Below are 25,329 nucleotides of genomic sequence, written 5' to 3'. Positions count from 1 at the left end.
ACGCCCATTATCAGAAGCGGTAGTTGATGGAAATATCGGCTACGCCGTTGGCTTTGCGATGCGTCACCGGACTATTGCCCGCACTGCCCACCAGTTGTTCGAATGCGCCGTCCGCAGTGGCGAACCAGTGCTTGTCGAACAGCCACACCGCGCTAATGCCGAAGCCCACCGATTTGAAACCCGCGCTCGCGTGATATTGCGAAAACTGCGAATGCGCCGCCTGACTCTGATTCACGCCGAACCAGCTATTCATGTAGGTCGAGTCCGCGAGGGTGACATTTGGACCTGCGAACCAGAAGAACTGCTTGGTGCTGCCCGGCATCGGCATATAAGCGCCGAAATCTCCGGTCCAGCCATTCGAACCGCCGAAATAGCGTCTGACGTCGGCACGCAGCACCAGCGGGAAATCCTTCGAAACCACATATTCGCCGGCCAGTTTGATACCTGGGGCGGGATTGATGTTACCGAGGCCGTTCAGTTCCTGCGGGTCGTCATGGCCGCGCCGTCCGAGATCGTAGACGGCCGCAAGGCTGGCGCGCCAGTTCGGTCCCTGCGCGAAGTTCACGCCGAAACCCTCGCCGCTCGATAAGAAGAACAGATCCTTGTAGCGCACGTCGACACTTGGACCGGCCATCAGGTGATACCGGTCGGAGCCCTCGTAGCGCGGCTGGAACGACGTTGCCATGCCGAGCCGCACCTGCCAGTCCGGAATATTCGGCTGCCACATCTTCTGTAGCGGAATGCCGACCGAATATTGCCATTCGCCGAGCGGCGAAGGTGTCTGTGCCGAAACCGAACCCGGTAGCGCGGCGACACCGCCAATGGTCGCGGCGACGAGTGACGTTGCCGCAATGCCTGCCTGTTTATTGCGGAGCCTGCCGCCCCGCTTCTTATGGTTCTTGAACACCAGAGTTCTCCGATCTCGCGACTCGCGAGGATGGTTATGTTTTCGCCCACGGTCCGCAATGGATTAAAAAGCCGTGGGCGGCCGCCGCCTTGCTACGTGCGGCATGTAACTTTTTCAGCGAACGCCACCCGCTACCCGGCAAAACACACGACTCGCACGCGGCCGACACACCGTCAATCAGGCATTTGTCTAAGCAGACCGGTCCGAAAGATTTGCCGATGGACGCACCATTGCAAAATGCGGGCCCAGCCCGTAGAAGGCGGGTTCGGATCAGGGATGACGAAGATCGGATGCGCGCGGGCAGGCGCGCGCGCCGGGGGATCGAAGCACGATCACAACGGAAATTTCGTGGTCGAGAGAATTTCCTTGAGCACCATGAACGAGCGGATTTGCCGGACTCCCGGCAGATAGAGCAACTGCTCCGCGTGCAGGCGGTTGAAGCTGTCGCTGTCACGCGTGCGGATGGTCATGAAATAGTCGAACTCGCCGGTCACGACGTGGCACTCCATGCATCCGGTCACTTTCTGCGCCGCCTTCTCGAACTCGGCAAACGAATCCGGCGTGGAGCGATCCAGCACCACGCCGATGATCACCAGCATTCCCGCCCCCGCCGCCTTCGGGTCGATCAGCGCGACGACCGCGCGGATCAATCCGGATTCCTTGAGTCGCTCGACACGCCGCAAGCACGCCGGTGCGCTCAGCTTGACCTTAGCCGCCAGCGCCACGTTTGAAATCGACGCGTCGATCTGCAGTTGCCGCACGATCGCGCGATCGATGCGGTCGAGCGATTGCAGCAGATCGGGTTGAACGGCGGCAGCGGCAATGCCCCCGTCGCGGGTCTTACGAAATTTTATTGCGCTCATATGCCATTGGATACCGTCTTTGTTAATCGATTTAAGTGAATCTTGTCCCAAAAGTATGCCGTTGACAATTTTTTTGCAAGCACATTTCCAACGGTTTTACCTACCATTTCTCCAACGCGACGAGATGCCGTTCGCGTCAAACTTACCCGCCAAGGAGAGGCCATGAACCTGCAACGTTTCCCTCGTTACCCGCTCACTTTCGGGCCGACGCCGATCCAACCGCTGGCGCGTCTGAGCAAGCACCTCGGCGGCAAAGTGCATCTGTATGCGAAACGTGAAGACTGCAACAGCGGCCTCGCATTTGGTGGCAACAAGACGCGCAAGCTCGAATATCTGATCCCTGAAGCGCTTGCTCAGGGTTGCGACACGCTCGTGTCGATCGGCGGAATTCAGTCGAACCAGACGCGCCAGGTGGCGGCCGTGGCGGCGCACCTGGGCATGAAGTGCGTGCTGGTCCAGGAGAACTGGGTCAACTATTCGGACGCGGTCTACGACCGGGTCGGCAACATCCAGATGTCGCGCATTCTCGGCGCCGACGTGCGGCTCGTGCCCGATGGCTTCGACATCGGTTTTCGCAAGAGCTGGGAAGACGCACTAGAAAGCGTGCGGGCCGCCGGCGGCAAACCGTATGCGATTCCGGCCGGCTGTTCGGACCATCCGCTCGGTGGCCTCGGCTTCGTCGGCTTCGCGGAGGAGGTGCGCGAGCAGGAAGCCGAATTGGGCTTCAAGTTCGACTACATCGTAGTGTGCTCCGTGACCGGCAGCACGCAGGCCGGCATGGTCGTGGGCTTCGCCGCTGACGAGCGCGCCGCTCGCGTGATCGGCATGGACGCTTCGGCAAAGCCCGCGCAAACGCGCGAGCAGATCACAAGAATCGCCAGACAGACCGCGGAAAAAGTCGGTTTGGAGCGCGATATCACGAGCGCGGACGTGGTGCTCGACGAGCGCTTCGCGGGTCCGGAATACGGGCTGCCGAATGAAGGCACGCTGGAAGCGATCCGCCTGTGTGCACGCACGGAAGGCATGCTGACCGATCCCGTCTACGAAGGCAAATCGATGCACGGCATGATCGAGATGGTGCGTAACGGCGAGTTTCCGGAAGGGTCGCGCGTGCTGTACGCGCACCTGGGCGGCGTGCCGGCGTTGAACGGCTATAGCTTTATTTTCCGCGACGGTTAAACGCCGGGACGGGCGGCGGCAATGACACGCTGCGGCAGGCTCCCGTCAAGCGGGTCGCCGCGTCAATCGTACGGCTGAACCGGATTGCCGCCCGCATGGAATCCTCGCGCGGCACCCACGGCTTTACGCCATCAAACGCGCCTTCAAATGCTCCCTCAAGAATTCCGCGAACGCCCGGATCGTGAGGGAGCTTTGTCTGTGCTGCGGATAAACGGCGTAGACGCTCGTCGCGGTGGGCAGAAAATCTTCGAGCACCGGCACGAGCTGACCGCTCCTTAGCGCGTCTGCGACGATAAAGTCAGGAAGCCGAACAATCCCCAAACCCGCAACGGCCGCATCGCGCACCAGCTCGCCATTGTTGGCGCGCAATGGACCGTGCACTTCGACGCCCTTCGTCACGCCATCGACGACGAACTCCCAACTCACCGCCCCGCCGTGGCCATACAAGAGGCACGAATGACGCGTCAGGTCGCCTGGCACCACAGGCGCACCCCGGCGCCGCACGTAGCCGGGACTGCAGCACGCCACCACCCTGATGTCCACGAGCTTCTGCGCGATCAGCGTGGAATCGGGCAAGGTGCCGATCCGGATCGCCATGTCAAAGCCCTCGCCCACGACGTCGACGGTACGGTCGCTCAAGTCCATCTCGATGTGCACGTCGCCGTGTTCCCGCAGGAAGGTCGCGACGAGCGGCGACAGATGCGCCATGCCGAACGACATCGGCGCGCTCACGCGTAACAGCCCGCGCGGCCCGGCGCGCCGCAGCGACATGGCCTGCTCCGCGTCTTCAACCTCGCCGAGAATGCGTTTGGCGCGTTCGTAAAACTCCTGTCCCAGATCGGTCACCGCCAGCTTGCGCGTATTGCGGATCAGCAATTGCACGCCCAGCGTCTCTTCCAACCCCATTACCCGCCGGCTGACGAACTGCTTTGACAGCGACAGCCGGTTCGCGGCCGCCGTGAAGCTTCGGGCGTCGACCGTGGCGACGAAAATCCGCATGTCGTCGAGCTGCATTGAATTGTCCACTCCATAGTGACAGTGTTTCCGCTTTAAGCTCGATTATAGCCATCCGGATTGACCTACACTGTCGTTCATGGATCGCGGACAAACATCTGGCCGGATCGCACAACTCAGGAGAAAAAAGATGCTTGAAATCAGACACGCCAATCAACGCGGCCGCGCGGAGCACGGCTGGCTTAGTTCGCGTCACACATTTTCCTTCGCGAACTATCATGATCCGAAGCAGAATGGCTTCTCCGACCTGCTCGTCATCAACGACGACCGCGTCGCGCCGGCACAAGGTTTCGGCAAGCATCCGCACCGCGACATGGAAATCTTCTCGTATGTGCTGGAAGGCGCCTTGGAGCACAAGGACACGATGGGCACCGGCTCGGTGATCGTGCCTGGCGACATTCAGTTGATGAGCGCAGGAACCGGCGTCGCGCACAGCGAGTACAACCATTCGAAGAGCGAGCCGGTGCACTTCCTGCAAATCTGGATCGCGCCGGGGCAAAAGGGTACGGCGCCGCGTTATCAGCAGCGCCACTTCGGTGCCGACCAGAAGCGCGGTGTCTTGCGCCTCGTGCTCTCGCCGGATGGCGCGAACGACTCGCTGGTGCTGCAACAGGACGCCCGGGTCTATGCCGGTCTCTTCGACGGCGAAGAAACTGCACGGCTCGAACTGGCCAGCAATCGTTATGCGTATGTTCACGTGGCGCGCGGCAGCGTGAGCGTGAACGGCGTCGAGTTCAAGGCAGGCGACGGTGCGCGTGTGCGCGGCGAAGAAGCGCTAACCTTCACGCAAGGGCATGACGCGGAAGTGTTGGTGTTCGACCTGCGCGACATCGAAATGTCGGAGTTGTGGGCCTAAGCGGCTTGCGTGACTTGACTGGCCTCGCGGCCTGAAGGCCTGAAGGCCCGAGGGTCCAGAATCTGGGCGGGACTCGCCGGAAAACACTGGCGGGCCCCACTCTTCCTATCCTGTGAGAGAAAATCATGCGCTATACGCTATTGGAAAATCAGAAAGACGCGGTCATTCTCGTCGCCCGCATTCTGTTGATGGTGCTGTTCATCATGTTCGGCTGGTCGAAGCTGACCGGCTTTGCCGGCACCGTCGCTTATATGACTTCGAGCGGCGCACCGGTGCCCGAGTTGTCGGCGGTGATCGCCGTGGTGATGGAGTTGGTGGTGGGCATTGCGCTGCTGGTCGGTTTCTTCACCAGGCCGCTTGCCCTGTTGCTGGCGGTGTATACGCTCGGCACCGCGATCATCGGCCACCATTACTGGAATATGACTGGTGAGGTGCAGTACGACAATATGATTCACTTCTACAAGAACATCAGCATTATCGGCGGACTGCTGTTGTTGTGCGTGACAGGCGCAGGGAAGTACTCGATCGACCGGCGTTGAATCCGCACGCCGCTGCACAGCACACTGACAAAAAGCCGCGCGGTTGACCCCGAGCGGCTTTTTGTTTGTATCAACCCGTCAGCGCTAGCCCGCAAACTGCGCGAGGACGCGCTCGCGAATGGCCGGGCGGATATTCGACTGCGCCATGTCGCCTCGATAGTGCGCGACCACGCGTGGATTCATGACGCGAAACCAGAGTGGCGGCACGTAGGCGAGCATGATCATCGTGGCGTAGCCGGAAGGCAATTGCGGCGCCCCGTCGAAATGACGCAGCGCCTGAAACGACCGCGTCGGATTCGCATGATGATCGGCGTGACGTTGCAATTGATACAGAAACAGATTGGTCACGATGCGATTGCTGTTCCACGAGTGCTGCGGCTGGCAACGCTCGTAACGGCCGTTCGCAAGCTGCTTGCGGCCGAGTCCGTAGTGCTCCAGATAATTGACCACTTCGAGCAGCGACGCACCATACACCGCCTGAATCAGCAGGAACGGAAGCACCGTTTTGCCGAATAGCACGATCATCGCCCCCCACGGCACCATGGTCATGGCCCATGAATGCAGGACTTCGTTGCGCCACGTCCACGGCGACTTGCCAAGACGCGCGAGGCGCTGTTTTTCGAGCCGCCACGCGGACGCGATGCTGCCCGACACCGTGCGCGGCAGAAAGGCCCAGAACGATTCGCCGTAGCGCGCGCTGGCGGGATCGGGCGGCGTGGCCACCCGCACATGATGCCCACGATTGTGTTCGACGAAAAAGTGTCCATAAGCGACCGGCGCCAGCGTGATTTTGGCGAGCCATCGCTCGAAGCGATCCGTCTTGTGGCCGAGTTCGTGCGCCGTGTTGATCGACACGCCGGTCGCCGCGCCGAGCGAGAGCGCGAAGCCCAGGTAGTCGTACCATTTCAGCGCATGTGTACCCACGATCCACAGCGCGCCGAAAAACGACATGTACTCGATGAACGTGGCGAGATAAACGACACGGCGGTAATAGCGCTCTTTTTCGAGTGTGGGGACAATCTCCTCGGGCGGATTACTGGCATCGTCGCCGATCAGATAGTCGAGTACCGGAATGATGCCGAACACGAAAATCGGCCCGAACCACCAGAAGATGTGCCAACCGGTGTGCAGCGCCAGACTTGCGGCGTGCAGCGGCAAGGTGATGGTGAGCGCGCCGAGCAGCCACCAATAGCGCTTGCCGTCGACCCACCGCGCGGACGCCGCTTGCGATGTTGCCATTGTCTCCCTCCTTGTTTTATGTCGCCCGGTGTCCACGCGTGGCGGCAAGGCGCACGCACGGGTCGGCGGGACTTTTCCCGACTCCCAGATTTATATGGCCTGGCGAGCGGGATAGCCAAGGAATTACGCCAGGTGGGAGTCTCCAAACATAAGGGGCGCTGAAGAGGCGTGTGGAGTGTGGATCGAGCGGGGGAATGAAACGGGTGTTTGGGAAGCGGCTCGCCTCGCGCAAGGCGGCTTGACCGTTGTCGGGCGAATCCATATAAGGCGGCCGTTGGGTTTTTTAGGCACGCAACAGCCCTGTACGGCAACCTCAAACAAAAACGGCGGCCCGAAGGCCGCCGTCCACTTTCCCTACCACTAACTCAAGCTGCTACTTCGGCCTCAACCTCACTAGCCACTTCCACTTCTTCGCTATTGCGGATCAGGTAATCGAATGCCGAGAGCGATGCCTTTGCGCCCTCGCCCACGGCGATCACGATCTGCTTGAACGGCACCGTGGTCACGTCGCCCGCGGCGAACACGCCCGGCACTGAGGTTGCGCCGCGTGCATCGACAACGATCTCGCCGTGCTTCGACAACTCCACCGTGCCTTTGAGCCATTCGGTATTCGGCACGAGACCGATCTGTACGAACACGCCTTCCAGTTCGACCTGCTTCACTTCGCCCGAACGCAGATCCTTATAGACCAGACCGTTGACCTTCTTGCCGTCGCCGGTGATTTCCGTGGTCTGTGCCTGCGTGACAATGGTCACGTTCGCGAGACTGCGCAACTTGCGTTGCAGCACTTCGTCGGCACGCAACGTGGCGCCGAACTCGAACAGCGTCACTTCACGCACGATACCCGCGAGGTCGATTGCCGCTTCGACGCCCGAATTGCCGCCACCGATCACCGCAACACGCTTGCCCTTGAACAGCGGACCATCGCAGTGCGGGCAGTACGCCACGCCATGATTGCGGTACTCGCGCTCGCCCGGCACGTTGATTTCGCGCCAACGCGCGCCGGTTGCCAGAATGATCGTCTTCGCCTTCAGCACCGCGCCATTCGCGAGACGCACTTCGTTGATGCGGCCGGGGATCAGCGCTTCAGCGCGCTGCACGTCCATGATGTCGACTTCGTAACTCTTCACGTGCTGTTCGAGCGCCGTGGCGAACTTCGGCCCTTCGGTTTCCGTCACGGAGACGAAGTTTTCAATAGCCAGCGTATCCAGCACCTGGCCGCCGAAGCGCTCCGCCACCACGCCCGTCGCAATACCCTTGCGCGCCGAGTAGATGGCCGCAGCCGCGCCCGCGGGCCCGCCGCCGACGATCAGCGTGTCGAACACCGGCTTCTTTTCCAGTTCCTTCGCGGCACGCGCACCGGCGTTGGTGTCGAGCTTCGCGAGAATTTCCTTCACGCCGCTGCGCCCCTGGCCGAACACTTCGCCGTTCATGAACATGGTCGGTACCGCCATGATCTGGCGCGCTTCGACTTCGTTCTGGAACAGGGCGCCGTCGATCGCCACGTGGCGGATGCGCGGGTTGATCAGCGCCATCACGTTCAGTGCCTGGACGACTTCCGGGCAGTTCTGGCATGACAGCGAAAAATACGTTTCGAATTGATAGTCCCCGTCGAGATTGCGGATCTGTTCGATCACGGCGTCTTCGAGTTTGACCGGATGGCCGCCGACCTGCAACAGCGCGAGGACGAGCGACGTGAATTCATGCCCCATGGGAATACCGGCGAAACGGATGCCCGTTTCCGTGCCCGGCTCGCCGATCGAAAACGACGGCTTGCGTTCGGTGTCGCCACGACGCTCGATCACGGTGACGCGTTCCGACAACGTCGCGATATCGTTCAGCAATGCCAGCAGCTCTTGCGATTTTGTGCTGTCGTCGACCGATGCGACGATCTCGATAGGCCTGCTAACCTTTTCGAGGTACGTTTTCAACTGAGTCTTGAGATTGGCATCAAGCATGGCTATTCGATTCCGTGACGATGGGTGTTGGGTTCCCGGCGCCGCACGCATCCGGATAGGACAGGTGCGGTCCGGGGACGCGCGAACCACTGTAAGAAGCGGTCCGCACGATGAGGCGCCGCGAGGCGCCCGGTAACACTGGTCCTGAGACCTTAGATCTTGCCGATCAGGTCGAGCGACGGGGTCAGCGTTTCTGCGCCCGGCGTCCACTTGGCGGGGCACACTTCACCCGGGTGAGCCGCGACGTATTGCGCAGCTTGCACCTTGCGCAGCAGTTCGCCGGCGTCACGGCCAATGCCGTTGTCGTGCACTTCGCTCAGCTTGATCTCGCCTTCCGGGTTGATCACGAACGTGCCGCGCAGTGCCAGGCCTTCTTCTTCGATCAGCACGTCGAATGCGCGCGAGATCGCGAGCGTCGGGTCAGCCAGCATCGGGTACTTGATCTTCTGGATCGTGTCCGACGTGTCGTGCCATGCCTTGTGCGTGAAGTGCGTATCGGTCGACACGCTGTAGATTTCCACGCCGAGCTTCTGGAATTCGGCGTAGCGATCGGCCAGGTCACCCAGTTCGGTCGGGCAAACAAACGTGAAGTCGGCCGGGTAGAAAACGAAAACCGACCACTTGCCCTTCAGGCTTTCTTCAGTGACGGTCACGAAATCGCCGTTGTGATAAGCCTGTGCCTTGAACGGTTTGACTTGACTATTGATGATCGGCATTTTGCTGAGTCCTCTTTCTGAGTGGTTGGAAAGTGGAGTCAGTATGTCAGACGGCGCTTAATAGGTAAAGCGGATTGTTTTAATGATGACGATAGTCTGACGCTATCTATCAACTCTCGCGGGCTATCACGCCGTGGATTGGTCTTTCATGAGCCGCCAGAGGGTCGTGCGGCCGATTCCTAACGCCCGGCTTGCCGCTGCGCGGTTGCCGCCAGCCTTTTCGAGAGCGTCCAGAACGTCCTCGCGGGTCGGGCTCGAGCGGGCCGGGGCGGCTTCGGCGGTGGCGTTCGAGCCATTCGGGCCGCTTATGCCTGAGCCGCTGATGCTCGCTTTGCCGGCCGTCGCCTGCTCCATGCGTTCGAATTCCGGAAACACCGCCGGCCAATCCTCACCGGCTTCGCCGGCAGCGCCGCCAGGATAGATCGCGGCGCGCGTCAGCAGATTTTCCAGCTCCCGGACGTTGCCGGGCCACGCGTAGCGGGCGAACAGGGGCGCGAGAAACGCCAGCACCCGCTCCACCGCGGCCTCCGACAACCCATATTGGAGCGCGCTGCGGCTTAACAAGTGCCGCGCCAGTTGCAGGACGTCTTCACGCCGTTCGCGCAGCGGCGGCAATTCTATCTGAAGCAGATTCAGACGAAAATACAAATCCGCGCGAAATGCGCCCTGCTCGACCAGCGCATGCAGGTCGCGGTGCGTGGCGGCGATGACCCGCACGTCGACCGGCGTGGCGCGTCCCGAACCGAGCTTCATCACCTCGCGCTCCTGCAGAACCCGCAGCAGACGGCTTTGCAGCGCCGCCGGCATCTCACCGATTTCGTCGAGGAAAATCGTCCCGGTATGGGCGATTTCGAACAGGCCCGGCTTGCCGCCGCGCCGCGCGCCGGTAAACGCGCCTTCCTCATGGCCGAACAGTTCGCTCTCGATCAGCCCTTCGGGCAGCGCCGCGCAATTGAACGCGACGAACGGATTGCCGCGCCGCCGGCTCGCATTATGGATGCCCTGCGCGACCAGTTCCTTGCCGGTTCCGCTTTCGCCGGTGAGGAGCACGGTTGCGTCGTGCGCCGCGCCTGCGCGCGCGAGCCGCCGCACACGGCCGAGCGCCGCCGAGTCGCCGATCAGATCGTCCAGTTGATGCCGCGCCACCAGATGTTTCGGCCGCTGGCTGGTGCGCAGCGAGCGGTCGATCCGCTGCGCGACCAGCGCGTCCTGCAGCGTCACCACGGAACCGGAGCGCACGCCCTGCTCGACGATCGGCACGCAATTGACGATCAGCGAGCGAGCGCCGATCTGCTCGATACGCTCCTCGATGGGATGGTCATGGTCGAGCGTCTCGCGCAACAGCGGCCCGACGGCGCGCTCCACTTGCGCGGACACGTCCCGCTCGCGGTCGATGCCGAGCAGATCGAGCATGGCCGGGTTGACGGCCTCGACCTGGCCGGCATCGTCGAAAGCGGCGACGCCGTCGCGCAGATGCGCGACGATCGTATTCAGGCGCACGCGTTTCGATTCCTTCTGACGGCTCACGCGCGCCAGTTCCACGGAGCGCTCGAACGCTTCCTCGACCGCGCCCAGCGAATACAGGAACACGCTCGCGAGGCCGGCCTGCTGGGCTAAATCGCAGGCCATGCCGGGTCCGATGATGACGCTGCAGCCTTCGGCGGCAAGGTTGTCGACCGCGAGCCGCACTTCGTCGATCGAACGGTAGGCGCGCTGTTTCAGGCCGACTTTCAACCACGCGCTCAGGTCGGCCAGTTCGTGCGAGATCGTTTCGTGCAGGACGAGGCCGATCTGCGCGTTGGGCCAGCTGGTCGTGGCGCGGGTGATCGCGCTCAGCGCGTCGAAGCCGTTCACCTTGACCATCACCACCGGCACATTCAGGTTATCGCGCAGGTACGCGCCGTTCGAGCCGGCGGCCAGCACGACGTCCACCGAACCCGCGTCGACGTAAGCCTGCAAGGCGGTGACGGCGGCGCCGTAGCCTTCCCGAACCGAAAAGAATTTCGCGCGCCCGGCATAGCGCGGCGCAACGGTCTCGCAAAGCGACTGCAACCGGCTGATACTCACCAATGCAACGCCTGGGCGGCCCGGATCGGCCTTCGCGAGGGACGACGGGAAAGTGGACACGGCAGCGCTCCGTACTTTTCTGAAACGTTCCATGAAACGTTCCACGGAACACGGGCTCTATTGTGCCACCAACCGTCACGCCTCGGCTTTCCAGCTAACCTGTTGATTGTTCGAACCAAATCGCCGAGACGACGAAATGGCACGCTTCCTGCAAAACTACGCCCTGCCTTTTCCTTCTGGAGACACACTGTCATGAGCACTTCCGCCACCCGCCGCGCCGCCTTCCGCGCCAAAGTCAACCAACGCCAGGGCCTGCTCGTGCCTGGCGCCTTCAACGCGATGAGCGCGCGCGTGATCGAGGACGCCGGTTTCGAGGCGATCTACATTACGGGCGCGGGGGTCACCAATATGTCGCTCGGCCTGCCCGACCTCGGTTTCATCGGCCTTGCCGAAGTGGCCGAACACACGGCGCGAATTCGCGACGCGGTTGCGCTGCCGCTGATCGTCGACGCCGACACCGGCTTCGGCAACGCGCTGAACGTGCGCCAGACGGTGCGCGTGCTCGAGCGTAGCGGCGCCGACGTGATCCAGTTCGAAGACCAGATCATGCCGAAGAAATGCGGCCACTTCGCCGGCAAGGAAGTGGTGAGCGCGAGCGAGATGGTCGGCAAGATTCGCGCAGCCGTGGATGCCCGCGAAGACGGCAATCTGCAGATCATGGCGCGCACGGACGCGGCCGCGGTCCACGGTATCGAGGACGCAATCGAGCGCGGCCATCGTTTCATCGAAGCCGGCGCCGACATTCTGTTTATCGAAGCGACCGAATCGCTCGCCGACATCGAGCGTCTGCCGGGTCTGTTCGACAAGCCGCAACTGATCAATATCGTGATTGGCGGCAAGACGCCGGTGCAATCGCGCGAGGCGCTCGCCAAGCTCGGCTACGGCATCGTGCTGTACGCGAATGCGGCGCTGCAAGGCGCGGTGCTCGGCATGCAGCGCGCGCTCGGCACGCTGAAGAGCAATGGCCGCCTCGACGAGGACGCCACGCTCGTCGCGCCGTTTAGCGAACGTCAGCGGCTCGTCAACAAGCCGCTGTATGACAAGCTGGACCGCGAGTACGCCGCGAAAGACTGAGCGGTTTATAGAAAGCAGTGTTTCCGGTAGAGGGGCGCAGGCCGGCTTGCAGGCATGCCCCGTGCGCCGCCTGCGTGATGCGCGGCGACCGTCCTCACCTTCGGTGTGGCGCCATTTATTGCGTTAGGATTCAGGGCTGGCGCTCGCGTGCCATCCAGGATGGTTTCGCGGGCGCGTCAAACGCGGCTGCGCGCGCGTCGCTCGTCCGCCTCACGCGGATGCCGGAAACACGTTTTCGAAAGGTAGTCGCAAGAACATGAAGGCCAAACCATCGCGCCCAACGCACCGGCGCGCTCACCGCATCGACGCCCACCGGCGTTCGCACGACACGGCACGCAGCGCGGCGGAGACAGCGCAATGAGCGGCACGGATACGCGCAACGCGCATGTCGGCTGGCTGCCCTATATCGTCGCCGCCACCTTCTTCATGGAGTACCTCGACACCACCGTGATCGCCACTGCGCTGCCGCAGATGGCGCACTCGTTCGGCGTGGGTCCCAACAGTCTCAGCCTCGGCATGACGGCCTACATGCTGGCGCTGGCGATCTTCATTCCGGCAAGCGGCTGGGTCGCCGACCGCTGCGGCTCACGCACGGTGTTCTTCAGCGCGATCGGCATATTCACCGTAGCCTCCGTGTTGTGCGGTCTCTCGCAGAACGTCGTGGAGTTCACCGCCGCGCGTCTGCTGCAAGGCATGGGCGGCGCGATGATGGTGCCGGTGGGCCGCCTGATCGTGGTCCGCAGCACCGAAAAAAGCCGCATGATGCAGGCGATTTCCACCATTACATGGCCGGCAATTGCAGCTCCCGTGGTCGGGCCGCCGATCGGCGGCTTCATCACCACCTACGCGTCGTGGCGCTGGATTTTCCTGCTCAACGTGCCATTCGGCCTCGCGGCCATGGCGATCGCGCTCGTGCTGGTGCCGAACCTGCGCGGCACCGAACGCAAGCCGCTCGACGTGGTCGGCCTGCTCCTGAGCGGCGCAACGCTGACAGCGATTCTCTATGGCGCGGAACTGGCGAGCCAGCCCGGCGAGAATCCGTGGGTCGCCGGCGCGATCATCCTCGGTGGCCTGCTGATGGGCGTGGTGGCGTTCCAGCACGCGAAACGTCATCCCCATCCGCTCGTCGATGTCTCGACGCTGAAGATCCCGACCTTCTCCGTGACCGTCGTGACGGGGTCGTTCACGCGCATCGGCATCGGCGCGGTGCCTTATCTGATGCCGCTGCTCTTCCAGGTCGGCTTTGGCTTGTCGGCGTTCAAGTCGGGGCTGTTGCTGCTCGCGAGCGCGCTCGGCAATCTCGGCATGAAGGCGCTGACCACGCGCATCCTGCAGCGTTACGGTTTCCGCATGGTGTCGATCGTCGACGTGACGGTGGCCGGTGTGTTCATCATCGCGTGCGGGTTGCTGACGCCGAACGTGCCGCTCGTGCTGGTGCTGTTCGTCGTATTCGTCTACGGCGTGGCGCGTTCGATGCAGTTCTCGACACTCGCCACGCTGGCCTACGCCGACGTCGCCCAACCGCAGATGAGCGCGGCCAGCACGCTATGGAGCGCGGCGGCGCAGATGACGATCGGCCTCGGCATCGCGTTCGGCGCCGTGTCGTTGCGCGCGGCAGCCTTCTTCAACGGCGAGACCACCGGCCGCCTGTTCACACTCGACGATTTTCGCCTCGCGTTCCTGTTCGCGGGCGTGGTGACACTGGTATCCGTGACCGGTTACATGGGTCTCGCGCGCAATGCCGCCCAGAGCATAGGCGGCGGGTCGCGCGGCAGCGAGGATCCGGCGAAAGGTTGACGGCGGCACGCTTCGACAAAACAGGCGGAGAGACACAGTGCACACACACGAGTTGACGATTTCGAGCAACAAGGCCGATCTCGAGATGGAAACGGTCTACACGTTCCTGTCGCAGGAAACCGCGTGGGCCAAGGGCATGCCGCGCGAGACGTTCGAGCGGGCTGTCGCGGGCTCGCTATGTTTCGGCGGCTATATCGAAGGCCGGCAGATCGCGTTCGCGCGCCTGATTACGGACGAAGCGACCTTCGCGTATCTGTGCGATGTCTTCGTGTTGCCGGCCTATCGCGGCAAGGGATATGCGTCCGCATTGATGAAGCACGTATTCGCGAGCCCCTCGCTCCAGGCTTTGCGGAGAATCATGCTGGTGACGACGGACGCGCATCACGTCTACGAGCCGCATGGCTTCCGGGCACCGGCGAATCCGGAGCGTTATATGGAGTTGCATAACCCCGACGTCTACAAGACAGCTTGAACACGGCGCGGGCGAACCACACCACAACGAATCAGGCCGGCGAGCAAATCCGCTAGCGCCGCTCAGGCGGCTGCGCGGAGTGCGCGTGCGCTAGCCGTAAGCACGTTCGCGCATCCACTTCGTCATGATCCATTTGTCGCCGGCGAGCACCGGCGCGCCGCCGTGCAAGGTCAACGGATCGAGTTGACGCTGGCCGTTCATATAGCGGAAATACACCGCGCCGCCCTGCTGTGCCGCGACCGACATGCCCGCTTCCGGGAAGATCGTTTCGCCGCCGTCGGGTACGTCGTTCAGATAGATCACCAGCGTGGCCACGCGCTGGCCGCCTTGCGCGGTATGCACCGCGCTGCCGGGTTGATCCGGCGGAAAGTAGTCGAAATGTGGGCGGTATTCGCCGGTCGTGCCGTAATGCAGAATCTGCAGCCCTTCGCCATTTTCGACCGGCCAGTTCATCAGACTCGAAATGCGCCGGTCCATCCGCTCGATAAACGAATCTTCGCCGCGCTGATACCAGATGCCTTCGCTGGTGCGGTTGCGGATCACGTCTTCCTTGCCGGTGTCCGGATTCACAGTGGTGGACCGTTTCAGCCGATGCCGCGAGCGTTCGATCATCTCGGCGCACTCATCCGGCGACAGCACGTCGCCGAACACGATCACCTGTGGCCGCTCGCAGCGCATCAGCACGCGCACGTCACGATCGTACGCCCGGATCACGTTGCCGCGCGCAACGGGCGGATCGTCGTACCGGTACGTTTGCGGCGCGGCCTTGGCTAGCGCCGCCTCGGTCGCGGCGGCCGCGGCAAAGGCGGGATTGGCCGGGTTCAGACCGAAGGTTTTGTGCACGGCGAGACGCGCGGCCTCGGTGGCAAAACTGGCCTGCACCATGGCGTCGATCATCGAATCCGGACTGCAGCCGCGCGCCACGTTGCTGCTCAGCCACTCTTCCCATGCGGCATCCACTACTGGCATAACGTTCCTCGTTCGTCCGCTTGAAGAAATACAGCATCACGTGGCTGAATGATAGCAAGCGCGCCGCCCTCGGCCTGAAGGCGACGCGCGGCTCACGCGCGCCGTTGCCGCCGCCGGTAAAGGTCGAGCCCCTTTCTCGCCTGGGCGCGGATGGCGCGCTGCACGAGCGGCGACCAGCCGAGCAGCGTTCCCTTGAGGCCCAATGCCTGACGGGTCCAGCTCCACAAATCGAAGCTGTCGCGATGTTCGACGATACGGCCGTCGCGGAACACGAACCGGGCGTCGATGCGGTTGACCACCGCACGACCCGTCTGACTGAAGAGGTAACTGGCCACCCAGTGCGCACGGCCGTGACGGTCGTCCGCTTCGACGCCTTCGAACGTCAGCGAGAAGTCTTGCGCGCGCGCCACCAGCATGCGCCACATATCGCGCGCTTCGTCGCCGTGCAACTCACCGAACGCCGGGTCGCTGAAGACGACGTCGTCGGCATAACAGGCCACCATGGTTTCGGCGTCGCGTTGCTGGAACGCCGTGTAGAAACGCTGGATCAGTTCGGTGTTGGGATGGCTCATTGTTTTGACGTTTTGCGTTGCCCGGTCGTGAATGCGATCCGGAAAGCGGCCCGGCGAAAATTCGGCGACGGACACGCAGCACACGATATCGGAAAACCGGGCCCACGTGGGCGGCCCGGCACGCCTATTAGTTCGACGCCACGCTGCGCGGCAGAGCGCGGTGCCGAACAGAGGGCGGCTGGCGAGAACAGGCGGACCGGAGTTGGGGTCGCGCGATTCGCCGATCGCGATTCAAATCTGGCGTAATGCATCGGGAAACGGCGTCTATTCAACACACCTTTTGCTTTTCGTTATATCCTGCCGAATATCACGGTAGGCTTCGTGGTGCGTGGCGGCGTGTCTTTCATCGCGCCTCCCCGCCGCGCGCGACGAAGCAAAACAAGCAAGCAGGAGTCAGTAGCGGTGCGCAGCCGATCCATTTCATCCGCCCCGGCAGGACGCCTCGGGCGCTTGCCGAACGAGCTTTCGTCGACCATCGTGGCGGTGAAGTCGGCGTCCGAGCGCGGTCGCGCCGAGTCGATCCGCGATGTCGTCGACGCTTACCGGCGCCTCTACGGCAGCGTGCAGCGCTTCGTGCTTATGCTGACCGACGAGCAGTGGAATTTCGCCTCGGTCGGCACGTCCGGCTCGCACTCGTTGAACCAGTTGCTATCGGTCCTCGCCGAGCAGGCGAAAGCCGCGGCGTTCGTGCGTCTGCGCGATCTGAAAGCGACGATCGAAGAAGCACGCTGCGCCGAACAGTTGCGCGACGCGATCTTTTCCGACACGTTCAGCAACGACCTCGCGGCGCTACGCAAGGTGGTCGCCGAACTCGAACGGCTCGATGCGGCCTTCGTGGGCCTGTGCGTCGCGCATGTGCTCGACCAGCACGCATGGGCGGCGGGCGAACTGGCTCCGGCAGCCGGCAAACGCGCCGCAGCCCCAGGCACGACAGACGCCACGGTGGACCGACGCAAGTTGCGCGCCGCCGAACCCGCCCTCTCCCGCTCGAACGACTGATTCGCAACTGCCACAGATGAACGCTTTCTCTCGCCCACCGCTATATCTTTCTGAATATATCGGTACCCACGCTCGCGCAGCGAAAGTGCGCGACGCGCTCTGCACGCACTTTCAATCCGCCTGACACCAAACCGGATTCGAGATTCCCATGCACACGCCCCCGTTTCGCCTCGCCCAGCCCACGCGTCTGAAACTCTCCGGCGACGAGCTTGCCGTGACCGGCATGCGCGGCACCGATCCGTGCTGCACGCCCGGCAAGGTGTCGCTCCCGAATACCAAACGGCGCGCGCGCCTCGGCGAACTCGACAGCCATCTGCATTGTTCGATCATCGGCACGTGTCTCGGCACGCACGAATTGCGCAAGCTGGTGCCCAAATTCACGGGACTCGATCGCCACGACGCGAGCGATCTGGAGATTCATCACGCGGCGGTCCAACTCGCGATCGAAGGCGGTGCGGCCGCCAAAGCGCTCCACAAGCTGCTCGACGACCACTATGCCGGCGCGATCCGCCGCTTCGACAAGGCCACGAACGACGCGGACCTGCTCGATCGCTGGGATGAAGCGCTGAAAAGCGGCGACATCCCACCGGCCTATTGGGCGTTGATGACGCATCCCTGTGCAACCATGCCCGTGCGCCAGAAGGCGTTCGGCGACTTGCACATGCTGTCGCATCTGGTGGGCGCCGCCAATCGCGCGGACATTCGCAGGCTGGTCGCGCTCGAAGAGGAAAACGCCGCCTTGAGAGACAAAATCGAACGGCAGCAGCGCCGCATGCAGGAACTCAGCCTGCAACACGACGCGTCGCTTGCCGCGCTCGATGAACAGATCGCCCGGCTCACAGCACGGACACCCCGTCAGATACCAGCCGACACCGCGGGTCTCGAAGCCGAGATACACCGGCTACGCGACAAACTGGTCGATGCCGATCAGCGTGTCGCGCTGCATACGAACCGTCGCGAGGCTGCGGAACAACGGGTGCTCCAGGAACAGGACGCGGCGCTTGCGCTACGCAAACGCTATGATCAAACGCTGACGCTGCTCAAGCTGGTCCAGAGCGAATGCGACGCCCTCGAGCACGCGACCGCCAACGCAGCGAGTGGACCGGGCGCGCGCGCGGCGAGCCTCGACAGCGTACGCGGCAAACGGATCGTGTATGTGGGCGGAAGGCCAGGCTCCAACGCCGCGCTCAAGCGGCTGGTGGAAGCGGCCGGCGGCGATCTGGTCGTGCACGACGGCGGCGTGGAAGACCGCAAAGGCCTGCTTGCCGCGGCATTGCCGGGAGCGGATCTTGTGGTGTTTCCGGTTGACTGCGTCGATCACGATTCGATGAATACGCTCAAACGCGTGTGCGAGCGCCACCAGATCGACTATCGCCCGCTACGTACGGCGAGCGTGGCGAGCTTTGTCGAATTGATGGGCCGCCTGAACCCCGAGAATCTCGCGCGACTCGCCAATCCGCCGTCTTCGGCTTTTTGCCTGCGACACGGCTAGCAACGCCTGAAAGACTCAACCGTTCAGGAGCGGATCAACCGGGTCAGCTCGGCAATCTGTTTCGCGCAACTTCGCTGCGCCTCGACTTCGACGTCGCGATACAGGCGAATGATGGTTTCGCCAACGGAAGTCAGCGTGCAGCCGCCGCCGCTTTGCCCGCCCTGCTCCGAATGCGTGGCAGGCGACTTGAGCGAACGGTTCAGCTCGTCGATCAGGAGCCACGCGCGCCGGTACGACATACCGAGACTGCGCGCCGCCGCCGAGATCGAGCCGAATTCGCGCACGGCTTCGAGCAGGTCGACTTTGCCCGGCCCGAGAGCGACCGCGTCTGCGCTGCGAATGCGCATTCTGAAGCGCACTTCGGGGCGCGCCTTCGCGGCTTTTTTTGCCGCGGGTGCGGATTTGGTTTTGGGGGTGTCGGCCATGCGCGAAAGCATACACGAACCGCCTGGTGCTGCCACCTGGCCGGATAGCCGTCAGCGGAGGCCTGGGAAACAGTGTCCGTAGTCTTCACAATCCGGACAACCCGGCGACGATGCCGTTCAAACGAGGCAATCAGTGGGGGCTGCAAGCCATACAACGTGCCGACGTCGTAATATAGCGCTCTTAATAAAGTTTCAGGGTCGTCGCATGATTCGCAAGCTGTTCGCTTCTCTCGTTGCTCCACTCGTGGCTGTCACCGGCATCGTGGCCGCGACGCCCGCGTTGGCGCAGGACAACACGGTCAACGTGCTGTACGCCGGCTCGCTCGTCAATCTGATGGAGCGCAGCATCGGCCCGGCATTCGAGAAGGCCACCGGCCAGCATTTCCGCGGCTACGCAGCGGGCTCGAACAAGATCGCCAATGAGATCAAGGGCAAGCTGCGTCGCGGCGACGTGTTTATCAGCGCGAGCCCCAAGGTGAATGACAGTCTGATGGGCGCGGCGAACGGCGATCACGTTACGTGGTATGTGAACTTCGCCGAATCGCCGTTGATGATCGGCTATAACCCGCAGAGCCGGTTCGCCGCGCAGTTCAAGACCAAACGCTGGGACCAGGTGCTGCAGGAGCCGGGCATCCGCATCGGCCGGACCGATCCGAAGCTCGACCCCAAAGGCGCATTCACCGTCGAGATGATGAACAGGGCGGCCGAGCTCTACCATCAGCCGGACCTCGTGCAAAAGACGCTTGGCGCAGCGGAGAACCCGGAGCAGGTCTTGCCTGAGGAAACGCTGGTTGGCCGCCTGCAATCCGGCCAGCTCGACGCCGGCTTTTTCTATTCCACCGAAACATCCGACCTGAAGATTCCGGCGCTCCGCCCGGCGCCCGAATTGCAGGCCAAGGCCAGCTACACGCTGACGATTCTCAGCGACGCGCCGAACCGTGAAGGCGCGAGCAGCTTCGCCGACTTCCTGTTGAGCGCAACAGGACGCGAGTTGCTGAAGCAGCATGGCGTGGACGTCATCAAACCGACCGTGAGCGGCAACCTGCAGGCCATGCCGCCCTCGCTGCAAGCCGTGATCGACGCCGCCACGCGGTAAGCGCGGTGAAACGCACCGCTGCGCGTCCGTTACTATGGCTGGCCGCGCTGCTGGCCATCTATCTGTGCGCTCCGTTTATCGCGAGTGTGCCGCAGCTCGGCGCGGCGGATTGGGCAAACGTCGACTGGCGCGCCACGTGGTCCGCAGTCGGTGTTTCGGCCGCGAGCGCGAGCGTGGCCTCGCTCGCGATTTTGCTGGGCGGCGTGCCGCTCGGCTATTTTCTGGCGCGCTCGAATTCGCGCAAGGTGGCGCTGCTCGGTTTTTTCGTGCAGTTGCCGCTGGCGTTGCCGCCGCTCACCAGCGGCGTGCTGCTGCTGTTTCTGCTCGGCCCGTATAGCTGGGTCGGTCAATTGACTCACGGCATGCTGACCGATTCGTTCGCAGGCATCGTGCTCGCGGAAGTTTTCGTCGCCGCGCCGTTCCTGATCATCGCCGCCAAATCCGCGTTCGCCGCCGTCGATCCGGTACTCGACGACGTGGCCGCGACACTTGGCCATCACGCCGCCAGCCGATTTTTCCGGGTCATGTTGCCGGTGGCCTGGCCGGCGATTCGCGCGGGACTCGCGCTCGCGTGGCTGCGCGCGTTCGGCGAATTCGGCGCGACCGTGATGGTCGCCTATCACCCGTATTCGCTGCCGGTCTATACATATGTCGTATTCGGCGGCCAGGGCCTTCCGGCGATGATGCCCTTGCTGCTGCCCACGCTTGGCATCGCGATCGTCTGCGCGGCATTGTCGATTTACAGCCTTCGGCAGAAGCGCGCACTCCCACAGACCGAAAATGGCGACGACGCGCTCGAACCCGGCACGGACCTGACCGCGAGCCGCGCCGACACCACGGACCTGCGCCTCGCCTTCCATTTGCGGCGCCGCCTCGGCGCGTTCGATCTCGACATTGCATGGACGCCGCTCACGCGGCGTCTTGCGATCATCGGGCCGTCCGGCTCTGGCAAGTCACTGGCGCTGCGGCTGATTGCGGGGCTCGAGTCCAACGCGTCGAGCAACGTGATGCTCGGCACGACGCAATTGGACACGCTGCCGCCCGAGCGTCGGCAGATCGGTTATATGCCGCAAGACTACGGCCTGTTTCCGCATATGACGGTAGCGCGGCAACTGGCCTTCCCCGTCGATGCCGATCCCGCCAGCGCGCGTTACTGGCTCGATCATCTCGGTCTCGCGCAACTGGTCGCGCGCCTGCCGCATCAATTGTCGTTCGGCCAGCGCCAGCGGGTCGCGCTTGCGCGCGCGCTGACCCGGCATAGCGAACTGCTGCTGTTCGACGAGCCGTTCGCCGCGCTGGATACGCCGCGGCGGCGCCGCTTGCAGCAATCGTTGCGCGCCTTGCAGCGCGAGATCGCGGCGGTGACGATCATCGTCACGCACGATCCGGATGAAGCCGCTTTGCTGGCTGACGAAGTGCTGGTCGTCGAACAGGGCCGCGTGTTGCAAGCGGGTCCGATCGACGCCGTGTTCGAGCGGCCGGCGTCGATGCGGGTGGCCGCCCTGCTCGGCTTGCACAACGTCGGCGAAGGGGTGATGAGCGCATCGGCACACGTGGAGATCGCTCCGGGCTTCGTAATCGGCACGGGTGACAGCGGGCTCGCGCTCGACGCCGGCGAGCGGGTCATGTGGCGCGTGTCGTCGCACGCCATTCACGTGACGGACGCCGGCATGCATGCCGGTGTGATCGACGCGGTCGAATTGCGGCGCGGTGAGCGTTATGTCCGCGTGAATATTGCCGGCGTCCGGTTCGACATGGCCAATGAAGATACCCGCCTGCGCGAAGGCGCGCCATGCAGGGTCGACTTCCGCGCTTCAGGCGTTGCGGTCTGGCAAGCGAGCGGCTCGCGTCAGGCTTCGTGCGCGTGAGCCCGGCTCCTGATCTCGGCCAGCGACATGTCGATCAGCAACTTGCCGGAATCGAACACCGTCACCAGCGCCTCTTCCCAATCGCCCTCGACCGTGCCTTCGTTCCACTCAATGGGTAGCGTCGCGGTTCGATACTCGCCGGTATGGCGATTCACCAGCAGGGTGAGCCGCCCTTTCATCGAACGCTTTCCAGCGTCCGTGACCGGGTCCTTGAGCACGTCGTGCCACTCATCGCCTAAACGGATCGCGGAGCATTTCATCGCGAAGCGCTGCGTGTCGCGGTTGATCTGCTGCAACAGCGCGCCGCCCATGCCGAACACGATGTTGTCCGCCGCGAAACCGGCTTCGTCGATGGCGGCGAGGATCGCTTCGATCGAGTCGGGATTCACGCCGTCGCCCTGAATCACGCGCACGTTGCCGAGCACGCGCCGGCCTTTGCCGTTCACCGACGAACCGAACGACGCCTCCAGGGCCTGCATGGTTTGCAGGACGATCGTGCGCGGATCGCCGGAGTCGGGCCGGATCACGAGCATGCCACCGGAGTCGAGCACCGTCTGCTTCAATTCCGTACCCCAGGCATGCAACGCGGCGAACAGATCGTAGGAATCGGACACCACCGAAACGATCGCGCCCGGCTTGCCGAACTGCGCGATCATGTTGCGAAACGCATCGGTCTCCCGTTCGCGTCCCCATGAGGTGATCGTGCTGTGCTCTGCCGCCGGCACGGAAAACGCCGCCATCGCCTCGTTGTAGTAGTGGTTCGCCGCGACCACGCCGAGCACGGTATCCGAGCCCATGAAACTGACGAGGTGCGCCGCGCCGCCAATCGCCGCCGACTCCGCGCTCGACACCCCGCGCGCGCCGAAGTCGTGCAGCTTGAACGGCAATTGCGTGAGGTCGTCACTGCTCCTGAGCAGATAGTCGCGGATCGTTTTACGTAGATGCCAGCTTTGCGTCGCCACCGTAATCGGATACCACACGCGCAGCAGCATGGTTTCCAGATACGAAGCCAGCCAGAACACTTGCGGATCGTCGCACTCGACCGTGACGAGCACGTTGTGCGTCGGCACGACCGAGCCTTCCGGCACCGCGCGAATGCGCACCGGCAGATAGCCGCCGTAGTGTTCGACGATGTGGCGCCAGCCGGCTTCGTTGAACGGCTCGCCGTGCGTCGTGAAGAATGCCTTGGCCTGATCGATCATGGCCGGTGTGACCGGGCGGCACAAGTACTCCTTGATCAGCATCTGCAGACCGAAGAACAGCGTGCGGTCGTAGCGCCCGCCGCGCGATTCGATGTACGAGAACATCGCCGACGCTTCGGGCGGATATTGCAGGAAATGCGACGCCTTGTACGAATCCGTGTTGAGAATCGGATTGGACAGGATCGACGCGATATCGTTGAGACCGTTGAACTCGTTTTGCATGGTCGATGCGGCGCTCACGGTGGCGCTCTCGAGAGTGATCGGGCGGATCGGGCGGGCCGGACTTTCACCCGGTGCGTCCTTCCACTCAGGATCATGCCACGCGCGTGCGAATTCCCTGCTAACACGTAGCAGATCGCGCTTGACCCGTGGAGTTCAATGCCCCGGCTTGAGCTGCGGCGGCGTATTCGGCCGCGACGCGAACAGCCGGCCGAGCACGCCTTTGCGGCGCTCGGCGCTGGACGGCCAGAGCATGTCCGCCAGCAGGCTGATGCCTTGCGCGAGCGTACTGTCTTTAGCCGACGTCACCAGCGGCACGCCGCGGCTGAGCGCCTCGTTGGCCTGTTTTTCGTCGCGCGGAAGCTGATGCGCCACCTTTGCGCCGAGCGTCTGTTCGAGCTTCGGCAGGTTGATCTGGGCATTCTTGTCGTATTGATTCACCACGACCCGCACCTTGCTCGCCGGATAACCCAGTTCCCTGAAAATATCGAGCATGCGGCGCCCGCCGTGCAGGTACAGCAGGTTCTGGCGCACCACCATGCAGATCACATCGCTGTGGTCGAGCGCATGGATCGTGAGCGGATTGAGGCTCTGGCCAATGTCGATCAACACCGCGTCGTAACGCTCGCGCACCAGTGCGAGAATCCGCGCCAACTGGGCCGGCAGCAGTTCGGCGGCCTTGAGCGGATCGCCTGCGCCCGCCAGCACATCGAGATTTGCGTGGACATGCATCACGCATGATTCGAGCAGCGCGGCGTCGAGGCGCTCCACTTGGGAGCAGAGATCGGCAAGCGTGGTGGGCGGCGGTTTGTCGGCCATGAGCAGGCTGGCGTCGCCGAATTGCTGACTCAGGTCGATCAGCAGCACACGCCGGTTGCTCAGCGCGGCGAGCGAATAGGCGAGATTGACGGCAATCAGCGTCGTGCCGCTGCCGCCTTTGCTCGAAGCCAGCGAGACGACACGTCCGGCGCGGCGTCCGCTCGCGTTTTTTCGCGCCTCGACCTGGATCAGGATGGTGGTGAGCTCGTCGGCGTCGAGCGGCCACGACAGGACGTGCCGCACGCCGACACGCATCGCCACGCCCAGCAATGCCGTGGATGGCGCCGGCGTCATCAGCACGCAATGCAGCGCCGGCGTGCAGGCAAGCGCCTCCTCGATGCCGTCCAGGTCACGCGCGCTCAGATCGACATCGTCGACGATCAGCAGCTCGGCGCTGCGGACCGCACGGGCGTGCGCGCGCACCTGCCGGGCCGAACCGTGAGCGGTGCGCAGCCGGTAAGCCACGCCGCTTGCCTCGAGACGCGCGACGATTTGCGGCGCGCGCTCCATGCTGGATGAAATCAGGAAGATGTCGATCATGCCGGCTCTCCGCCGCTCAGCCGCCGTCCGGTTGCCGTGGCCACCGCGACAACGGTCTATGTTCTGATTATTCGTCGGAATCCGAGGGGCGAATGTCCGCCCCGCGATCGTGGTATCGGTCCGGAGATGCCGGCATCTCATACATCGCGTCGCGCAACGCCTCGCGCTGGATCTCCGCCTGCGCCTTACGCTTGATTGCTTCGGCAATGACCAGCGTCAGCAGATCGGCCGGCGGCGCGGCGAACACGGCGCGCGGCGCGGCCAGGTGGCGTTGATAAGTGGCGCCGGCCGAACGCGCGGTGCCTTCATGCGCCGGTTGTGCCGCGCCGGCGCGCTTGAAATGTATGGTCATGACAACCCCCGAAAAATATGTCTTATTTCAAGGCC

The 25,329-nt window shown here is 63.3% G+C and carries 23 protein-coding genes; 10 read left to right on the top strand and 13 right to left on the bottom strand.

Annotated features, from left to right (window positions below; all coding sequences use genetic code 11):
- Positions 1-10: 10 nt before the first annotated feature.
- Both P0D71_RS20975 and P0D71_RS20970 read right to left on the bottom strand, forming a co-directional pair.
- The gene (locus P0D71_RS20975; protein WP_091808097.1) at positions 11-907 is read right to left on the bottom strand and encodes a MipA/OmpV family protein; all 897 of its coding nucleotides are present in this window, start codon (positions 905-907) and stop codon (positions 11-13) included.
- Positions 908-1,239: 332 nt separating this feature from the next.
- Positions 1,240-1,770, bottom strand: a complete 531-nt coding sequence (locus P0D71_RS20970; protein WP_408481894.1) for an Lrp/AsnC family transcriptional regulator — start codon at positions 1,768-1,770, stop codon at positions 1,240-1,242.
- Between the two features lie 162 nt (positions 1,771-1,932).
- On the opposite strand from P0D71_RS20970, the gene P0D71_RS20965 reads away from it, so the two are divergent.
- Positions 1,933-2,949 carry a 1-aminocyclopropane-1-carboxylate deaminase gene (locus P0D71_RS20965; protein ID WP_408481892.1) on the top strand — a complete coding sequence of 339 codons (1,017 nt, stop codon included), beginning with the start codon at positions 1,933-1,935 and terminating at the stop codon, positions 2,947-2,949.
- Positions 2,950-3,072: 123 nt separating this feature from the next.
- On the opposite strand, the gene P0D71_RS20960 is transcribed toward P0D71_RS20965, so the two are convergent.
- Positions 3,073-3,963, bottom strand: coding sequence for a LysR family transcriptional regulator (locus P0D71_RS20960; protein WP_091808092.1), 891 nt, complete (start codon positions 3,961-3,963; stop codon positions 3,073-3,075).
- 130 nt (positions 3,964-4,093) lie between these two features.
- On the opposite strand from P0D71_RS20960, the gene P0D71_RS20955 reads away from it, so the two are divergent.
- Complete coding sequence (locus tag P0D71_RS20955; protein WP_091808090.1) at positions 4,094-4,819, top strand: pirin family protein; 726 nt, start codon at positions 4,094-4,096, stop codon at positions 4,817-4,819.
- Between the two features lie 125 nt (positions 4,820-4,944).
- Positions 4,945-5,358, top strand: coding sequence for a DoxX family protein (locus P0D71_RS20950; RefSeq protein WP_408186240.1), 414 nt, complete (start codon positions 4,945-4,947; stop codon positions 5,356-5,358).
- Positions 5,359-5,442: 84 nt separating this feature from the next.
- Here P0D71_RS20950 and P0D71_RS20945 read toward each other — a convergent pair whose 3' ends face one another.
- From P0D71_RS20945 to prpR, 4 genes are all read right to left on the bottom strand, one after another.
- On the bottom strand, positions 5,443-6,597 hold the full coding sequence (locus tag P0D71_RS20945) for an alkane 1-monooxygenase (protein ID WP_408481890.1): 1,155 nt from the start codon (positions 6,595-6,597) through the stop codon (positions 5,443-5,445).
- 365 nt (positions 6,598-6,962) lie between these two features.
- Positions 6,963-8,555: an alkyl hydroperoxide reductase subunit F gene (gene ahpF, locus P0D71_RS20940; RefSeq protein WP_408481888.1), complete on the bottom strand. Its 1,593-nt coding sequence runs from the start codon at positions 8,553-8,555 to the stop codon at positions 6,963-6,965.
- 152 nt (positions 8,556-8,707) lie between these two features.
- Positions 8,708-9,271: an alkyl hydroperoxide reductase subunit C gene (ahpC, locus tag P0D71_RS20935; protein WP_408186236.1), complete on the bottom strand. Its 564-nt coding sequence runs from the start codon at positions 9,269-9,271 to the stop codon at positions 8,708-8,710.
- Positions 9,272-9,397: 126 nt separating this feature from the next.
- Complete coding sequence (gene prpR, locus P0D71_RS20930; RefSeq protein ID WP_408481886.1) at positions 9,398-11,431, bottom strand: propionate catabolism operon regulatory protein PrpR; 2,034 nt, start codon at positions 11,429-11,431, stop codon at positions 9,398-9,400.
- Positions 11,432-11,590: 159 nt separating this feature from the next.
- On the opposite strand from prpR, the gene P0D71_RS20925 reads away from it, so the two are divergent.
- From P0D71_RS20925 to P0D71_RS20915, 3 genes are all read left to right on the top strand, one after another.
- Complete coding sequence (locus P0D71_RS20925; RefSeq protein WP_408297580.1) at positions 11,591-12,472, top strand: isocitrate lyase/PEP mutase family protein; 882 nt, start codon at positions 11,591-11,593, stop codon at positions 12,470-12,472.
- Between the two features lie 357 nt (positions 12,473-12,829).
- A complete protein-coding gene (locus P0D71_RS20920; protein ID WP_408481885.1) occupies positions 12,830-14,269 on the top strand; it encodes an MFS transporter in 1,440 nt (479 codons plus the stop codon).
- A gap of 37 nt (positions 14,270-14,306) precedes the next feature.
- Positions 14,307-14,741 carry a GNAT family N-acetyltransferase gene (locus tag P0D71_RS20915; RefSeq protein WP_408186232.1) on the top strand — a complete coding sequence of 145 codons (435 nt, stop codon included), beginning with the start codon at positions 14,307-14,309 and terminating at the stop codon, positions 14,739-14,741.
- A gap of 90 nt (positions 14,742-14,831) precedes the next feature.
- On the opposite strand, the gene P0D71_RS20910 is transcribed toward P0D71_RS20915, so the two are convergent.
- Together P0D71_RS20910 and P0D71_RS20905 are read right to left on the bottom strand one after the other, a co-directional pair.
- The gene (locus P0D71_RS20910) at positions 14,832-15,710 is read right to left on the bottom strand and encodes a 2OG-Fe(II) oxygenase (protein WP_408481884.1); all 879 of its coding nucleotides are present in this window, start codon (positions 15,708-15,710) and stop codon (positions 14,832-14,834) included.
- Between the two features lie 92 nt (positions 15,711-15,802).
- A complete protein-coding gene (locus tag P0D71_RS20905; RefSeq protein ID WP_091809265.1) occupies positions 15,803-16,282 on the bottom strand; it encodes a nuclear transport factor 2 family protein in 480 nt (159 codons plus the stop codon).
- A 402-nt stretch (positions 16,283-16,684) separates the two neighbouring features.
- Between P0D71_RS20905 and P0D71_RS20900 the strand changes: the two genes are divergently transcribed.
- Positions 16,685-17,281, top strand: a complete 597-nt coding sequence (locus tag P0D71_RS20900) for a hypothetical protein (RefSeq protein WP_408481882.1) — start codon at positions 16,685-16,687, stop codon at positions 17,279-17,281.
- A 148-nt stretch (positions 17,282-17,429) separates the two neighbouring features.
- Complete coding sequence (locus P0D71_RS20895; RefSeq protein ID WP_408481880.1) at positions 17,430-18,773, top strand: DUF2325 domain-containing protein; 1,344 nt, start codon at positions 17,430-17,432, stop codon at positions 18,771-18,773.
- A 23-nt stretch (positions 18,774-18,796) separates the two neighbouring features.
- Here the strand turns inward: P0D71_RS20895 and P0D71_RS20890 are convergent, their stop codons facing one another.
- On the bottom strand, positions 18,797-19,198 hold the full coding sequence (locus P0D71_RS20890) for a winged helix-turn-helix domain-containing protein (protein ID WP_286162198.1): 402 nt from the start codon (positions 19,196-19,198) through the stop codon (positions 18,797-18,799).
- Positions 19,199-19,403: 205 nt separating this feature from the next.
- On the opposite strand from P0D71_RS20890, the gene P0D71_RS20885 reads away from it, so the two are divergent.
- Together P0D71_RS20885 and P0D71_RS20880 are read left to right on the top strand one after the other, a co-directional pair.
- On the top strand, positions 19,404-20,294 hold the full coding sequence (locus tag P0D71_RS20885) for an extracellular solute-binding protein (protein WP_408481879.1): 891 nt from the start codon (positions 19,404-19,406) through the stop codon (positions 20,292-20,294).
- A 5-nt stretch (positions 20,295-20,299) separates the two neighbouring features.
- Positions 20,300-22,162, top strand: a complete 1,863-nt coding sequence (locus tag P0D71_RS20880) for an ABC transporter ATP-binding protein/permease (protein ID WP_408481877.1) — start codon at positions 20,300-20,302, stop codon at positions 22,160-22,162.
- On the opposite strand, the gene P0D71_RS20875 is transcribed toward P0D71_RS20880, so the two are convergent.
- The 3 genes from P0D71_RS20875 to P0D71_RS20865 all read right to left on the bottom strand — a co-directional run bounded on the left by P0D71_RS20875 (position 22,144) and on the right by P0D71_RS20865 (position 25,294).
- Positions 22,144-23,586: a nicotinate phosphoribosyltransferase gene (locus P0D71_RS20875; protein WP_408481962.1), complete on the bottom strand. Its 1,443-nt coding sequence runs from the start codon at positions 23,584-23,586 to the stop codon at positions 22,144-22,146. The two genes, P0D71_RS20880 and P0D71_RS20875, sit on opposite strands and share 19 nt — an antisense overlap.
- Before the next feature lie 153 nt (positions 23,587-23,739).
- Positions 23,740-24,942, bottom strand: coding sequence for a CpaE/TadZ family protein (locus tag P0D71_RS20870; RefSeq protein WP_091808063.1), 1,203 nt, complete (start codon positions 24,940-24,942; stop codon positions 23,740-23,742).
- Positions 24,943-25,009: 67 nt separating this feature from the next.
- On the bottom strand, positions 25,010-25,294 hold the full coding sequence (locus P0D71_RS20865) for a hypothetical protein (RefSeq protein WP_408481875.1): 285 nt from the start codon (positions 25,292-25,294) through the stop codon (positions 25,010-25,012).
- Between the last annotated feature and the right edge of the window lie 35 nt (positions 25,295-25,329).

Source organism: Paraburkholderia sp. RL17-383-BIF-A (genome assembly GCF_046028015.1).
In the GTDB taxonomy this organism is placed as follows: Bacteria; Pseudomonadota; Gammaproteobacteria; order Burkholderiales; family Burkholderiaceae; genus Paraburkholderia.
Note: the sequence above shows the minus strand (reverse complement) of the source record. Positions and strands in the feature narration are given on the sequence as shown.